Source organism: Desulfofundulus sp. TPOSR, from assembly GCF_011393055.1.
In the GTDB taxonomy this organism is placed as follows: Bacteria; Bacillota; Desulfotomaculia; order Desulfotomaculales; family Desulfovirgulaceae; genus Desulfofundulus; species Desulfofundulus kuznetsovii.
This window is the reverse complement of record NZ_JAAOEF010000001.1, coordinates 275,141-289,158: the sequence shown is the minus strand read 5'-3', so window position 1 is coordinate 289,158 and position 14,018 is coordinate 275,141. Positions and strand designations below refer to the sequence as shown.

General features: G+C 53.6%; 14 protein-coding genes. 8 read left to right on the top strand and 6 right to left on the bottom strand.

Annotation, left to right across the window (positions count from 1 at the left end):
• The first annotated feature begins 63 nt into the window (after positions 1-63).
• Together G7K71_RS01540 and G7K71_RS01535 are read left to right on the top strand one after the other, a co-directional pair.
• Entirely contained in the window at positions 64-918 is an 855-nt protein-coding gene (locus tag G7K71_RS01540) for a 3-hydroxybutyryl-CoA dehydrogenase (protein ID WP_166342978.1), read from the top strand.
• Between the two features lie 42 nt (positions 919-960).
• Entirely contained in the window at positions 961-1,743 is a 783-nt protein-coding gene (locus G7K71_RS01535) for an enoyl-CoA hydratase-related protein (RefSeq protein WP_166342976.1), read from the top strand.
• Between the two features lie 923 nt (positions 1,744-2,666).
• Here the strand turns inward: G7K71_RS01535 and G7K71_RS01530 are convergent.
• Positions 2,667-3,479 (bottom strand): LexA family transcriptional regulator, encoded by an 813-nt coding sequence (locus G7K71_RS01530; RefSeq protein WP_013822334.1) that lies wholly within the window; start codon positions 3,477-3,479, stop codon positions 2,667-2,669.
• 179 nt (positions 3,480-3,658) lie between these two features.
• Here G7K71_RS01530 and G7K71_RS01525 point away from each other — a divergent pair, with 179 nt between their 5' ends.
• From G7K71_RS01525 to G7K71_RS01510, 4 genes are all read left to right on the top strand, one after another.
• A complete protein-coding gene (locus G7K71_RS01525) occupies positions 3,659-3,916 on the top strand; it encodes a transposase family protein (RefSeq protein ID WP_121451783.1) in 258 nt (85 codons plus the stop codon).
• A 280-nt stretch (positions 3,917-4,196) separates the two neighbouring features.
• Entirely contained in the window at positions 4,197-4,379 is a 183-nt protein-coding gene (locus tag G7K71_RS01520; protein WP_013822336.1) for an aspartyl-phosphate phosphatase Spo0E family protein, read from the top strand.
• Positions 4,380-4,470: 91 nt separating this feature from the next.
• Complete coding sequence (locus tag G7K71_RS01515; protein ID WP_013822337.1) at positions 4,471-5,103, top strand: CBS and ACT domain-containing protein; 633 nt, start codon at positions 4,471-4,473, stop codon at positions 5,101-5,103.
• Between the two features lie 125 nt (positions 5,104-5,228).
• On the top strand, positions 5,229-5,867 hold the full coding sequence (locus G7K71_RS01510) for a TrkA C-terminal domain-containing protein (RefSeq protein WP_013822338.1): 639 nt from the start codon (positions 5,229-5,231) through the stop codon (positions 5,865-5,867).
• A 43-nt stretch (positions 5,868-5,910) separates the two neighbouring features.
• On the opposite strand, the gene G7K71_RS01505 is transcribed toward G7K71_RS01510, so the two are convergent.
• A complete protein-coding gene (locus tag G7K71_RS01505; RefSeq protein WP_166342974.1) occupies positions 5,911-7,857 on the bottom strand; it encodes an acetate--CoA ligase in 1,947 nt (648 codons plus the stop codon).
• Positions 7,858-8,141: 284 nt separating this feature from the next.
• Between G7K71_RS01505 and G7K71_RS01500 the strand changes: the two genes are divergently transcribed.
• Both G7K71_RS01500 and ltrA read left to right on the top strand, forming a co-directional pair.
• Positions 8,142-8,810 carry a hypothetical protein gene (locus G7K71_RS01500; protein ID WP_166342972.1) on the top strand — a complete coding sequence of 223 codons (669 nt, stop codon included), beginning with the start codon at positions 8,142-8,144 and terminating at the stop codon, positions 8,808-8,810.
• A 746-nt stretch (positions 8,811-9,556) separates the two neighbouring features.
• Complete coding sequence (gene ltrA / locus G7K71_RS01495; RefSeq protein WP_166344977.1) at positions 9,557-10,816, top strand: group II intron reverse transcriptase/maturase; 1,260 nt, start codon at positions 9,557-9,559, stop codon at positions 10,814-10,816.
• Positions 10,817-10,862: 46 nt separating this feature from the next.
• On the opposite strand, the gene G7K71_RS01490 is transcribed toward ltrA, so the two are convergent.
• From G7K71_RS01490 to G7K71_RS01475, 4 genes are read right to left on the bottom strand one after another with little or no spacing between them, the layout of a single operon-like run.
• Positions 10,863-11,714 carry a DUF1670 domain-containing protein gene (locus G7K71_RS01490; RefSeq protein WP_166342970.1) on the bottom strand — a complete coding sequence of 284 codons (852 nt, stop codon included), beginning with the start codon at positions 11,712-11,714 and terminating at the stop codon, positions 10,863-10,865.
• A gap of 21 nt (positions 11,715-11,735) precedes the next feature.
• Positions 11,736-12,143, bottom strand: coding sequence for a hypothetical protein (locus G7K71_RS01485; protein WP_166342968.1), 408 nt, complete (start codon positions 12,141-12,143; stop codon positions 11,736-11,738).
• 17 nt (positions 12,144-12,160) lie between these two features.
• Entirely contained in the window at positions 12,161-12,772 is a 612-nt protein-coding gene (locus tag G7K71_RS01480; protein ID WP_166342966.1) for a DUF1670 domain-containing protein, read from the bottom strand.
• 45 nt (positions 12,773-12,817) lie between these two features.
• Positions 12,818-13,720 (bottom strand): DUF1670 domain-containing protein, encoded by a 903-nt coding sequence (locus G7K71_RS01475; RefSeq protein ID WP_166342965.1) that lies wholly within the window; start codon positions 13,718-13,720, stop codon positions 12,818-12,820.
• Positions 13,721-14,018: the final 298 nt, after the last annotated feature.

Genomic DNA, 14,018 nt, shown 5'->3' with positions numbered 1-14,018 from the left:
AAAGTCTTTACCCTTTGAATGATCGCAAGAAGAAGACGTTCTCACCGGGGAGGTTTAAGGTTTATGGATGCACAAAAGGTAATGGTTGTCGGTGCCGGCCAGATGGGTTCGGGCATTGCCCAGGTGGCGGCAGTGGCCGGCTGCCAGGTCATTTTAAATGACATTAAAGATGAATTTGTTCAACGGGGCCTGGGCAATATCGAAAAGAACCTGAGCCGGGATGTAAGCAAAGGGAGGTTGCAGGAAGATCAAAAGGCAGAAATCCTCGCGCGCATTACACCTTCCACCAGTCTGGCCGATGCTAAAGATGTGGACCTGGTCATTGAAGCGGCTATAGAAAATATGGAAGTGAAATCCAGCATTTTTAAACAGCTGGATGAAATCTGTCCCCCCCACACCATCCTGGCCACCAACACCTCGTCCCTGCCCATAACCCAGATTGCCGCGGCAACGAAAAGGCCGGAAAAGGTCATCGGCATGCACTTTATGAACCCGGTGCCGGTAATGAAGCTGGTAGAAGTTATCCGTGGACTGGCTACCTCCGATGAAACCTTTGCGGTGGTCAAGGCCATGAGTGAACGCATGGGCAAGGTGCCCGTGGAAGTCAACGATGCTCCGGGTTTTGTATCCAACCGGGTGCTTCTGCCCATGATCAACGAAGCCATTTTCTGCGTTTACGAAGGAATAGCCACTCCCGAAGCAGTGGACCAGGTGATGAAACTGGGTATGAACCATCCCATGGGACCCCTGGCCCTGGCGGATCTCATTGGCCTGGACACCTGTCTTTACATTTTGGAAGTGCTGCACAAGGAACTGGGTGACAGCAAGTACCGCCCCTGTCCCCTCCTGAGAAAATACGTAGCCGCCGGCTGGTTGGGCCGTAAGACCGGACGGGGATTCTACGTTTACAACCAGTGACTTCTGGCCTGAAGGTTGGCAGAAAACAGAGGAGGTAGGATAATGTCCTGGAATAATATCCTGGTGGAAAAGGATGGCCCGGTGGCCATACTCACCATCAACCGGCCGCAGGTGTTGAACGCACTAAATGCCGAGACGCTTACGGAGATCGACGGGGCCATCGAGGAACTGGGGGCGGACCCGGCGGTGCGGGTGATCATCATTACCGGTGCGGGGGAGAAGGCCTTTGTGGCCGGGGCGGACATTGCCTTTATGAGCAAGCTGACCCCCCTGGAGGCTAAAGATTTCGCCCGGCTGGGGCAGAAGGTGCTGAGCAAGATTGAAAACCTGCCCAAACCCGTAATTGCCGCCGTCAACGGCTTTGCCCTGGGCGGCGGGTGCGAACTGGCCATGGCCTGTGATATTCGCGTGGCCTCGGAAAAGGCTAAATTCGGTCAACCGGAGGTTAATCTTGGTTTAATTGCCGGTTTCGGCGGTACCCAGCGTTTGACCAGACTGGTCAACCCCGGCCTGGCCAAGGAGATTTTGTTTACGGCGGACATGTTTGATGCCGAAACCGCCAGGCGCATAGGACTGGTGAATCATGTGGTACCGGCTGAGGAACTGCTTAGCTTTTGCCGGGGGATGGCCGAGCGCATTGCCGCCCGGGGACCGGTGGCTGTAAGGTTGACCAAGGAAGCCGTGAATGAAGGACTGGAAATGGACCTGGAGAAGGCCCTGGCCCACGAGGCGGACCTTTTCGGGCTGGTATTTGCCACGGCCGACCGGGATGAAGGTATTGCGGCCTTTTTAAGCAAGCGCAAGCCGCAATTCCAGGGACGTTAATATTTGCGGTGCAAATTTGGGCTTTTGGGTAAAGCAGCTATTTGTAACTTCCGGTTCCTCCTTTTACGACTCTGGGGCGAAAAAAAAGCAGGCTGGATTATCACCAGAACAGCCTGCTTTTTTTACATGCTCACCTCTGTCTTAAAAAATGATATAGTATAATTATGATTAGAGATGCTGCATGACGACGCGCCTGGGTAGTTCGGCAATGCTAGATGGGGGTGGGGCTTGTGGATATCACCTGGCTTTTCCTGTTTCTGTGCCCTTATATGCTTTTATATTTTTACCTGTGGGACTTTACAACCTGGAACCACCGGAAAATAGTGATCTTCTGGGTGGCTGGCCTGCTTATTTTAATTGGCATTTATTCTTTAATTAATTATTTGAATCCCATCCATCCAGCCTTCCCCGGACTTTTTTAATTGATTAGTTTTCATATTTCCGTAACCGCATACTTGCAAAAACGCTTGCATTCGGGAATAAAATATTCAGAAATACAGTACTCGGGAAAGCCGGGCAGGCTCTGAAAGCATGCCGGTGTATTTTTAACCCTGGCCAGTGGACAAACGGCACAACTGGGAGAACAACCATAACGTACGCATATTTCTCCCCGGGAACCAACTGGTACGGGGTGGTAGCAGGGCGGGTAAGTGGGGTGGCTTTCCTGAACTGGCGCTTTGGGATCACTCAATGAGGTTCACCTCGCTTCCACATCTCTACCTGCTATTTTATCATATATAATGAGCTAAAGATAACAAAAGTGTTTAGTAAAATCTCCGCTGAAATGGGCCGGGGGGGCTGTTACCGAGTTGGTGATCAGGAATTATGAATTAAGGTTTGTTTTGTTCCACTGGCTCAAATATTTAAATATTTAGGCTTTGTTAAGCCAAAGGCCCGGCCGGTTTTAAGCCAGTCGGGCCTTTTTACTCGTCATCCCTGTCATCAACGGCTTCTCCCTGTTCACTTTCCATTAACCTGCCAAAGGATTCAAGCAGCCGCTTGGCCTTTTCCGGGCTAATGCCGTATTTTGCCGCCACTTCCCTGACCTGCAGCCAGTCGTCGGTTTGGCCGGCATAAACTCTCTCTGCCAATGCTGGTGGCTTTTTCTGGATTAACACTACGATGCCATGAATCCTTTTTTCGCTGGGGCTAAAAGGAACATCTTCATATTGGGGGTTGGCCGCACGTAGCTTCCAAAGACCATCCTCGGAAATGATATACCTTACGGCTACCTCATCCCCGTTTATGAATGCGACAGCTAGCTGGCCCGGCTCTGCCGCGTCAACTTTTTTACATATGGCTATATCCCCGGGCATGATTCCGGCCCCGCTCATACTGTCATCCCTTACCTTAAAGGCAAAATCGGCGTCAAGCTCTTTGTCGATGCTTACGTAACCAAGAATATCCGCTTCACTGTAGGGGGAAGCCCCGGCGCGTATGGTCCCTAAAAGGGGGACTTGTTTGATGGGCAGGAAGTCGGCCAGGGGTTTCTGGATAAGCGTACTGATGGTTTCCATTGGGACAATGCTTTCCCCCAAAAAAAAGGACAGGGGCTTGCCCAGAATGGTTGATATTCGTTTTAAATCATCTATGGAAATCCGCCTTTTCCCTTTTTCGTAAAGGTTGATGGCTGTTTTAGTGAACCCCAGCTTTTCACCCAGCTGCTCCTGGGTGAGTCCCCGGTCTTCCCGGGCAATCTTTATTCTTTTGCCAATTTCTTCATAATAATTTTTCATAATGTCACCTTAATTTTCACCAGGGAAGTGTAACTATATTATTCCTTATTATTCCTTGAAATTTCGGAAAAACCTCTTGACAGCAAGTTATTAGTATGATAACTTTAGAATAAATGGCAGGAACTTTTATTTTTGTCATTAAGTTATCATTGAGAAAACATTGTACACGAGGTGATAACGTGGCCGGTCGCAAAAGTAAAATGGCCGAAATTGAGGCGAGGTTTGGCGAGCCCGTAGCAACACTTATCAGGCACTATTACTACGAAAAAGGGTATACCCTGGACCAGCTGGCCCAACTGTTTGGTGTGGGCAGGGCAACGGTTTCGGTATGGATGCTGAAACTCGGCCTCCCTACCAGGAGTTGGAAGCTGCCTGACCCCGACTCCGACAGCGGCAAGCGCAATGCGGCTGCTGAAAAGATTACCCTTCAAAAATAAGGGCGTACATTGGTGGCAAAAGGGGTGGCAAGAGAGAAAATATAAAAAGTTAAAGCCCGGGAAATGCACCGGTTAATAGTTATTATACCATAAAATGGTATAAATGCCAGGGCGGGAGACGATCTTTCTTCATATAGCTGCGAAAATTGGATGCGGCAGTCGTATAGTAAGTACGTAGGAAAAAGTAAAACGAGAAGGTTTGTCAACGTTTCCAAGGATAAATGCGTGCTAAAGAAGAGAGCTTGTTTATATCGTTTCCATGACTAAGGGGGGCGTAGCCTTGGATCGGAAACTCAGGGTGCAAATTGAGCACCTGCGCCGGAGGCTGAACGGCATAGACAGGGAGGATCAGGATCAGCTCCTGGCTTTAAGCCGGCGCCTGGACAGGTTGATTGTACAGTACCAGCGGCAGGTTCTTGTGGCCCTGAAGGATAGACAAGGGTGCCTCGGTCTAAAAAAGTAAGGGTTACACGTTAACTTTCGTTACTTTAGCCATTGCTTTCCCCGGGGGCAATGTTATAATAAAGGAAAGGCTTTGAGCGGGAGGTTTAAGCATGTTTGTACGGGATTACATGAGTACTTCCCCCATCAGCATCCCCTCGGGGACTCCCATTTTTGAAGCTTTAAACATTATGAAGAAAAATAAGATCAGGCATCTGCCGGTGGTGGACAAGGGCCGGCTGGTTGGATTGATTACCGAGCGGGACTTGCTTACCGTTACTCCCTCCCCGGCAACCACCCTTAGTGTTTTTGAAATGAATTACCTGCTTTCCAAAATGGTAGTAAAGGAAGTCATGAAAACCAATCCCATTACCGTGGGGCCGGACTGCACCATTGAAGAAGCATCCTTGATTATGCGGGAGCATAAGATTGGCAGCCTGCCGGTAGTTGAGGATGACCGGCTCGCAGGAATTATTACCCAGACCGATATCCTGGACGCCTTGATCCGCATCTTTGGCCTGCGCAAAGCGGGGACCCGCCTGGTACTTGAAGTTAGCGATCGTATTGGCGCGCTGGCCGATATCCTGGCCGTAGTGAGGGAGCACGAGATCAATGTTATAGGTGTGGCTTGCCGGGAAAAGGAAAATCAACGGGTGCAAATTATGCTGCGCCTGAGCACGGTGGAGCCTGAATCCCTGGTGCACGATTTACAAAAACAGGGTTTTGAAGTGAAATCTGTTAATTAACCAGTTTGGGGGGATGATATAGATGCTGGAAATCCGGCTCCCTGATGGGGCCGGATTGGTTTTGATTTAATTTTTTGCCGGTGGTTACACTATATATTTGGATTTAGGTAAAGGAGAAGATCCCCATGGAATCCCTGGGCTCTCATGTTTTATCCCGTTACGCTACCATTGCTATCGACATAGCCACCCGCATCGCGCGGGGGGAATACCGCGAGGGGCAGAAAATTTTCGGCCGTTCTACTCTGGCTGGCAAGTATAATGTTTCTCCGGAAACCATCCGCCGGGCTTTAACCCTTTTGCAGGATACGGGGATTGTGCATGTTTCCCCGGGAGTAGGGGTGGTGGTAAAATCCCAGAAGGCAGCGGAGGCCTTTCTGGCTGAATGCGGCCAGCGCCAGGTATTAAGAGATATGCAGGAACGGTTACACCGCCTGTTGCGGGAAAGGGATCGGATTAACAGCGAAATTGAGAAGCTCATGAATGAGTTGCTGGATTACACCTTTAAGATGGCCGGCAACCTGCAGCGGATTGAAGAAATCCGGGTGCTGCCCACCTCGCCCCTTGTGGGTAAGTCCTTGGCCGAAGCGGAGTTCCGGGCCAAAACAGGTTCAACCATACTGGCTATTTACCGTGGAGGTGAGGAAATCCTCTCGCCCCAGGCCGACACGGTAATCCAGGCCGGCGATGTACTGATTGTCCTGGCACCGCCGGAGTTAAAGGAACAGGTCTATCACCTGGTCAACGGTACGGCAGCCAAACAATAAGAAAGCCCCTCCCGTGGTGGGAGAGGCTTTCTTTTTAAGTTCTTTAACTCTGCTGCATTTTCTTGATAGCCTCGCGAATTTCGTCGACGGAAGCTTCTTCTTCAATGGTTGAGAGGTCACCCAGTTCCTTGCCGATCCACAGGGATTTCATCACCCGGCGCATAATTTTACCGCTGCGGGTCTTGGGCAGGGAGCTCACAAATTGAATGTCCCGGATGATGACAATTGGTCCCATGGTGTTGCGTACGTGGGCAATTAAATCTTTTTTCATTTCTTCGCTGGGTTGGTAACCTTGTTTTAACACTACAAAGGCGCAGGCCACTTCACCTTTCAGTTCATCTGGTACGCCTGAAACACCTGCTTCCACCACTGCCGGGTGGGAGATGAGGGCGTTTTCAATTTCAATGGTGCCAATTCTGTGGGCGGCAATCTTGATTACCTCGTCGGAGCGGCCGGCAAACCAGATGTACCCGTCCTCATCAAAGGAAGCGGCGTCTCCACAGTAATACCTGCCCTGGGTAAAGGGTAGCCGCTCCCAGTATTCCTTCTGGTAGCCTTCCTCGTTGTTCCACAGGGTGGAGGTCAGTCCCGGGAACGGCCTCAGGATGGTGACAATTCCCTTCTCGCCGGGAGCCGTAGGCTTGCCTTCCTTGTCATCCACAATTTCAGCGATGATGCCGGGTACCGGAATGCCCGCGGAGCCGGGTTTAATGGGAATCATGCCCAGACCGTACGGGTTTGCAAAGATGGGGCCGGATGTTTCGGTCTGCCACATATGGTCCATGACGGGAATTTTGTTCTCAAATACCTGTTCCTGCAGCCAGCTCCAGGCGGCAGGGTTTAATACTTCTCCGGCACAGAAGACTCGTTTGACCGTGGTTAAATCGTGTTTTTTGGCGTGCTCAATGCCCAGTCTCATCAAGCCCCGCACACCGGTGGGGGATGTCCATATGGCGGTAACCTTGTTCCGCTCCACGATATCCCACCACATGTCCGGCCGCGGGTAGTCAGGAGTGCCTTCATATAGGACGCTGGTGGCTCCGACCAGGAGGGGGCCGTAAACGTTGTAACTGTGTCCCACAATCCAGCCGATGTCCGAGGTACAGAACCACACGTCGTCTTCCTGTAAAGCGTAAATCCACTTGGCCATGGAGTAGATGTAAACCTGGTAGCCGCCGTGTTTTTGCACGGTGACCTTGGGCTTGGCTGTAGTGCCGGAGGTGGGCAGAAGGAAGAGGGGCTCGTTTGCTTCCATGAGTTCCACTTCTGAACTCTGTCCTTCGCCCAGGGCCAGGAATTCGTCCCATAAAATATCCCGTCCGGCTTTCATTGGCGGTGCTTGCTCTTTATTTTTTTGTAGAACCACCACTTTGGCAATTAAATCCTCGGGGCACATGGCCAGGGCGTCGTCAATCATTTTCTTTAAGGGTACTGGTTTGCCCCGCCGCAGGCCCTCGTCCTGGGTAAGGAGGTACCTGGCACCGGTGATCTGCAGGCGATCCGCCACTGCCCCGGCGGAAAAACCGGCAAAAATGACCACATGGATGGCTCCAATACGGGCACAGGCCAGCATGGCGGTAACCGATTCAATGCCCGTGGGCATGTAGATGGCCACCCGGTCCCCCTTTTTTACACCTAAACCCCTTAATGCGGCTGCATATTGTTTTACCAGGGAAAGGAGCTGGCCGTAGGTTACCACCCTTGCCTCACCGGTTTCTCCCGATTCGGCAACAAATGCCGCCCGGCCCGCCTTTCCTCTTTTGACTTTGTAGTCCACGCAGTTATAGCAAATGTTGGTCAAACCTCCGGAAAACCACTGGAAGGTGGGATAATTCCAGGTAAATACTTTATCCCACTTTTTAAACCAGTGGATATCGTGGGCCGCTTTATTGGCGGCTTCTGCCCAAAAACCTTCCGGGTCCTCGGCTGCCCGGTCAATAAAAGCTTTCACCTGCGGGGGAACCATCCCGGTACCCATTTTTTCAGCCATTCGACATTACCTCCCCTTGAAATATTCCAGAAAAGCTTCTATCACTAAATATAAATTGAAAATATGGTAAAGATTAAGAAAATTCCGGCGGAATGTATTTTTTTAAGTCCGAGTGGATTTATAGCAGGAGCGAATGGACTGGCCAGTGAAATGGAAGCTATCATACATTTGCGGAAAACAGTTGCCGTACAAGAATAAAGGAATCACCCCGGCCAAAAAATATAAAAGAGGCCACCTTGCGGTGGCTTTTTTAATGGTAGGGCCAAAAGGAGGTATGTGTGAAATTGGCTAGACTGTTTTTTCGCCTGTGCTTCCTTTCCGGCCGTAGCTTCCGCCGCTGCCTGCGGATGTTGCGCAAGCTATTGCTGGTGCTGGCCATTTTTTTCAGTCCCTTTATCGTTTTTTTAACTCTGGTGATTAACCGGGAAATAATCCGTTACCTGGCCCGGGCCTACTGGTTGACGGTCTTCCTTCCCGGAGCAGCGGACATCATTAGAAGAGATGTAAACAGCAACTGGTTTGCCACGGGTTTTAACCAGGCAGTTCTCGGAGGGTTGCTCACCCTCTACGGAGTAATTGTCACTGTATGGTACTATCATACAACCAGGCGGCAGGAAGTGGCGGAAAAAAGGTTATTCATTATCGAGGAATTGCTGGAAGAATTAAAAAGAAACAGGCGTGTTCTGGACGAGCTCAGCAAACATTCCAGTCGTTCTTTACGCGGAGGGAAAATAACCTTTTCCGTGGGGGCCTGGGAACGGTTGGGCGCTGATGTGGCTCTTTTGCCACGACGCCTGCACATGCGCTTGAGCGTGCTCTATGCCTGTTTGGGGGAATGCAGCTCGTGGTCAGATTTCCAGAACCGCCGCGCCACACTGGAACGCATTCCCGACGTAATGGCGGAACTAAACCGCCTGCGCAGCCGGTTAAGCAAACAGGAGCTGGACTTCTAGCTGGCGGCGCCACTGAGTTATCCCCAGTTTTAAGAGCGTGATTTAGCTCGAAAGCGAGCGACTTGAGCCGAGCGGAAGACCAAACTTAGCGAAATTGAGGACGGAGGCGGGGCCGAGGCCTTGGATTCGGAAGTTAGAAGTCGGAACAGAGGAAGGGAATTCGCGCAGCGAATTCCAACATCAGTGTGCGCCCGGCATGGGCGTTAACTTGGTGGTGAAAGTCCACTGCAGGCGAGGCAGCACGAGTCTGCTAGCCAAAGGCAAGGGTGTCCATCGCGAGGTGGAATCGGATCGGTGCGCCGGCGGCAAAACCACGGCCCGATGAACAAGAACCCCATAAGAGGCTAGACCGTTCGGATGAGCTGGCACTACACAGCGAAATCCCAGGCTGCCAAGGGACGGTAGAGTAGATGGGGCGGGCGCGGGGTGAAGGTTAACGCTCTTACCCGGGGAGGCCTGCCGGTAAGCCAGGTAGAGCTGGTAACCCGTGTCGAAAGGCACGGCTGAACCGGCAGGAGTCAGCAGAGGGCATAGTACCCTGGGGGTCATGAACTCCAGGGGAAGGCCCGAACATCAAGTCAGAGGTGAGACCGATGCGTTCGCGAGAAGGGTAAAGACAGCAGAAAACCCCGGAAGGGGCCTGCCCGCGGGAGGAAGTGGTGAAGCCACGGGGGACCACGGGAGGGCCGAGTCCTTCTCCGGCACAAGGCGGGGCGACACCTCGCGGGGGCCAGAATAGCGGCCTGATGGAGCAGGTGGTGGCCAGGGAGAACATGCTGGCCGCCCTGAAGCGGGTAGAGCGAAACGGAGGCGCGCCCGGCGTAGATGGCATCCCGACCGAACGGCTTCGGGACCAAATTCGCGCCGAATGGCCGCGCATCCGGGAAGAACTGCTCGCAGGTACCTATAGACCGATGCCCGTGCGCCGGGTCGAAATCCCGAAACCCGGGGGAGGCAAACGGCTACTAGGGATACCTACCGCAATGGACCGCCTGATCCAGCAGGCGCTCCTGCAAGTATTGACGCCCATTTTCGACCCGCAATTTTCAGAGGCCAGTTACGGGTTTCGGCCTGGGAGGAGAGCCCATGACGCGGTAAGGAAAGCGCGTCAATACGTGGAAGAAGGATACGAATGGGCGGTGGACCTGGACATAGAGAAATTCTTTGACCGGGTAAACCACGACATTCTCATGGCCCGTGTGGCCCGGAAAGTGACGGATAAGAGGGTACTCACCCTTATCCGCCGCTATCTCCAGGCAGGCGTCATGGTGAACGGAGTGGTCACAGAGACGGTGGAAGGGACGCCGCAGGGTGGACCTTTAAGCCCGCTTTTGGCTAACATCCTGCTGGACGACCTGGACAAAGAACTGGAAAAGAGGGGCCACAAGTTTGTCCGTTATGCCGATGACTGTAACGTATATGTCAAAAGCAAGCGGGCGGGAGAAAGGGTCATGACCAGTATCCGTAAGTTCCTGCAGGAGCGGTTGAAGCTCAAAATTAACGAGCAGAAAAGCGCGGTAGACCGGCCATGGAAACTGAAATTCCTGGGGTTTAGCATGTACAAAGCCAAAGCAGGGCAAATCCTTATCCGCCTGGCACCGCAAACCATCAAACGGGTGAAGATGAAAATCCGGGAAATAACCTCCCGGAATAAACCCGTAAGCATGGCTGAGCGCATAGAGCGGCTAAACGCCTACCTGGGCGGGTGGATGGGCTACTTTGCCCTGGCCGAAACGCCCAGCATTTTCAAGAACCTGGAAGGCTGGATGCGGAGGAGGCTGCGCATGTGCCTCTGGAAGCAGTGGAAGCGAGTGCGGACAAGGTACCGCGAGCTACGTGCACTGGGACTGCCTGAATGGGTAGTACATGAATTCGCCAACGCTCGCAAAGGGCCATGGCGGATGGCCCACGGGCCAATGAATAGAGCCCTGGGCAACGCTTACTGGCAGTCTCAGGGCCTGATGAGCTTAACCGAACGCTATGCTTATCTTCGTCAAGCTTGGTGAACCGCCGGATGCGGACCCGCATGTCCGATAGTCTAGATGGCCCGAATCACAAAATTTCGAGTCCTTGCTTGCGCAGATAGCCTTTGACGGCGTTACGGTCTGGGAAGTGCTCCTTGACGATCTCGAGGTGCTCAAGGATAAGGTAACGGCCGTGTCCGGTTACCCTGGCCATGAGATCTACGGGCAGATCGTAGAGATAGAGGACCAGTACGGACTGGAACACCTTGAGGTAAGCATCTACGGCTTCCGGAGTGTGGTGGGTCAGGCGGGCGATATCCCTGGTCAAGTGGCCCTGGACGGAGAGAGTGATAATAATATGCTTGTGGGTCATGGCTGTGCCCGCGTCAAGAATAGTTCCCGGCGTTGGGAGAATGACTTGATTAAGCTGCATGTAGTTTTGCATCAGCATCTGAACTACCGAGTAGGAGCGAAGGAAGAGCAGCTGTAAGTCAACCTGGGGGAGTAGCGCTCCCTGCAGGTAAGCTTCCGTACATACCCGAGCCACTTGCTCCATGTGCAGCTCGTTGAGTGCCTTCAAGTCCCGAATGGGACGGGTCCGCTCCTCTTGGGTGGACAATGTGAGGACAACAGGGACGAGGATGCGACGGGCAAACTGAAGGCCGGGAGGTTTGTGCTTCTTGGCGCTGAGGGCCAGCCAGACGGCTTGTCCGGGTTTGAGCTCGGAACGCAGGGGACAATATGCCTCTCGCTGGGCCGCCAGAAAGTCAAGCATAGCGTTGGCCCGGGCGGTTCCAACTCCGGCTTCACCAGTGAGGAATTCCAGGAGCGGTTTCCGCACGGCGGACGGGACCGATACCTCACCAGGATTGGGGCGGTGAATCGGCCTGACTCGAATCTGGCGGGGGTCGATGAGCCGGGCGCTGTCTGGCATACGCATTCGTTTGCAGCCACCTGGCTCTCACCTTGGCAGGAGAGCTCGGGGATTGACGAGCCGCCACACGTCTTCCAGGCCACTCTGCGGGTCCACCTGCCTCAATACATCCAGCGTCGCTTGTTCGACCCGGGTCTTATGGCGGATAAACGCCCGATCCTCGGCTAAGTGTTTGGCCCATTCCGGTTTAAGCAATGGGAGAGCAACCTGCCGACCGCGGTACTCAACGAGCAATTCACCGGGTTTGACCCGTTGGACCCCGTGCTCGGTCTCGAAAGCGTCCATGGCCGCATTGAAGCGTTCTACAAGGGTCTCGGCAAGCCAGGACTCATTGGCCAGGTCAAAGCGAAGAGCGACTTCCAGTTTCTGCGCGGTGACCAAATCCTTGTCCAGAAGGGTTTTGTAAATTCGTGGACCCTTCCGCGACTTTTCCAAATATTCCGCCCCCTTTATTACCCCTTTTTGAGGTTTTGGCTCTCGAACAGGCGGCTAAGTTGCATGAGCATGAACTGGTAGTCAGGCGTGTTGTACTTGCGGTAGAGGGAGGCGTGTTTCTCCACCAGCTTCATGGAGCAGCCGATGGTCTTGCGAATGAGAGGCAGCGGCATGCCGCGCTCCAGCAGTCCCACTACCTTGGCGAAGGTAAGCAAGTAGTTCTCAATACTAGAATAGCTATGGCCGGTCCGTCGTACAATTTCCGTCTCGGTGTAGCCCAGGAGGTATAACTCGATGATCTTGGCCGCATGAGTTTGACCGGGCCCCATGTCGGCAATGTTTCCCCGAGTAGGCAAGATGATTCGATCGTGCTCTTTCATAAGACGCTGGATCACCCCGGGGTGGACGCCTAGGAGAAAGGCGAGGTCCGGTTGAGTGAGAAGCCCGCCTTGGACCCTGGCCTGAGTGGTATAGCGCAGCATTCGTTCCCACTTCAATTTCGAGGAGGCGTCCAGGGTGGCTATCTCGAGGTCTCCCTCGCTGTAGTAGGATACTTGGACAGGTACGAGTTCACACTCACTGAGCGCCTTTCCAGGCGGCTCATGGTCTGCCACTGCGTAGTATACCACGACTTCCGGGGGGCGCTCCTGCGCCAGATTCTCCGCAGCCAGTTCCTACAGTAGGGCTAAGTAGCTGTGGGCCTTGGCCGGTGAGAAGCCGTGTTGCGATTGCAACTCGGCCAGAAACAAGTTGCGAGCATCATCAACCGCCAGGGGAAGAGGGCAGCCGTTAAGGAGTCGCCCGGGTAGCGAATCGGCCAGCTGGGTAGCGCCACCAGTCCGCTGTTCGAGTTCCTGGAACTCAATGACCAGATCTGGATGAAGGCCAAGCTGCCGGCCAATGGTGCTGGCGTCCAGCCCGGCCCTGGTCAGTTGGGCTACGTGTAGGTAATCCATCTGATACTGCTGCCAGGTGGTGGGGCTTAACCAGAGCCGCTCACGGACTGTAGCAGGTTTTACACCGGCAAAGAACTGCTCCATAGCGGCCGTGGCGCGGAACACCCGACCTTGGCGGTACTTCTTGGCCACCCCCGCTACCGGCAGCCGGATGCCCTCCTCCCATAGGGAAATAAGCCGTTCCCGGATGGACTTCGCCGTAATATTGGTGAGGAAACACAGCATGCTCGTGGACAGGGATGCATCTTGCCAGTAAGCCTCCTCGATGAGCCGGGCCAGACGGGCGTTCTGCAGTGCCTTCAGGCCGAATTCGCGGTATACCTCCAAGTCGTCGTGACTCCAGGGTGTGAGTACCACCTCCCGCCGGGGGAGTTCCTGGGCCGATCGCTTTCGGTGTACTTCTCGTCCAGCCAGTGCGGGGAACACGATCTGTTCCTCGGAGCGCTTGACCAGCGAGCGCGTTAAGAGCAGGTACCCCTTCTGGGCTACAAGCCCTGCTTCGCCAGCCGCTACCCCAAAGCGTTCCCGCGTCTGGTGGAGCAGCCAGGAATACACGGTCTTAACGGCCACGGAGTCTACATGGCTGATGAGTTTCTGCCGGAAGAATTTGGCTCGACCCATGAGAGAACCGCCCCCTCTGTAAACTGGACACAAGCCTAGTATACCGGGGACGGTTCAAGAAGTCTATATTCTGTAAACGCTTTCTGGGCTCAATTCGGGCTATCTGGGTTGATGGCGGTGGTGAGAGAGGACGGGGGCTAGCCGCCCCCTCCTACTCGATTCCAACCTCTGACATCTGACTTCCAACTTCCAAATTTGCCGGGAACCCCGCCGGAGTCCGAAAATTGAGCGCTAGTTTGGTCCGCGAGGCTCATGGAGCGAGCGGGAGCTAAATCACGCTTGGCGAAAAAGTGGGGAT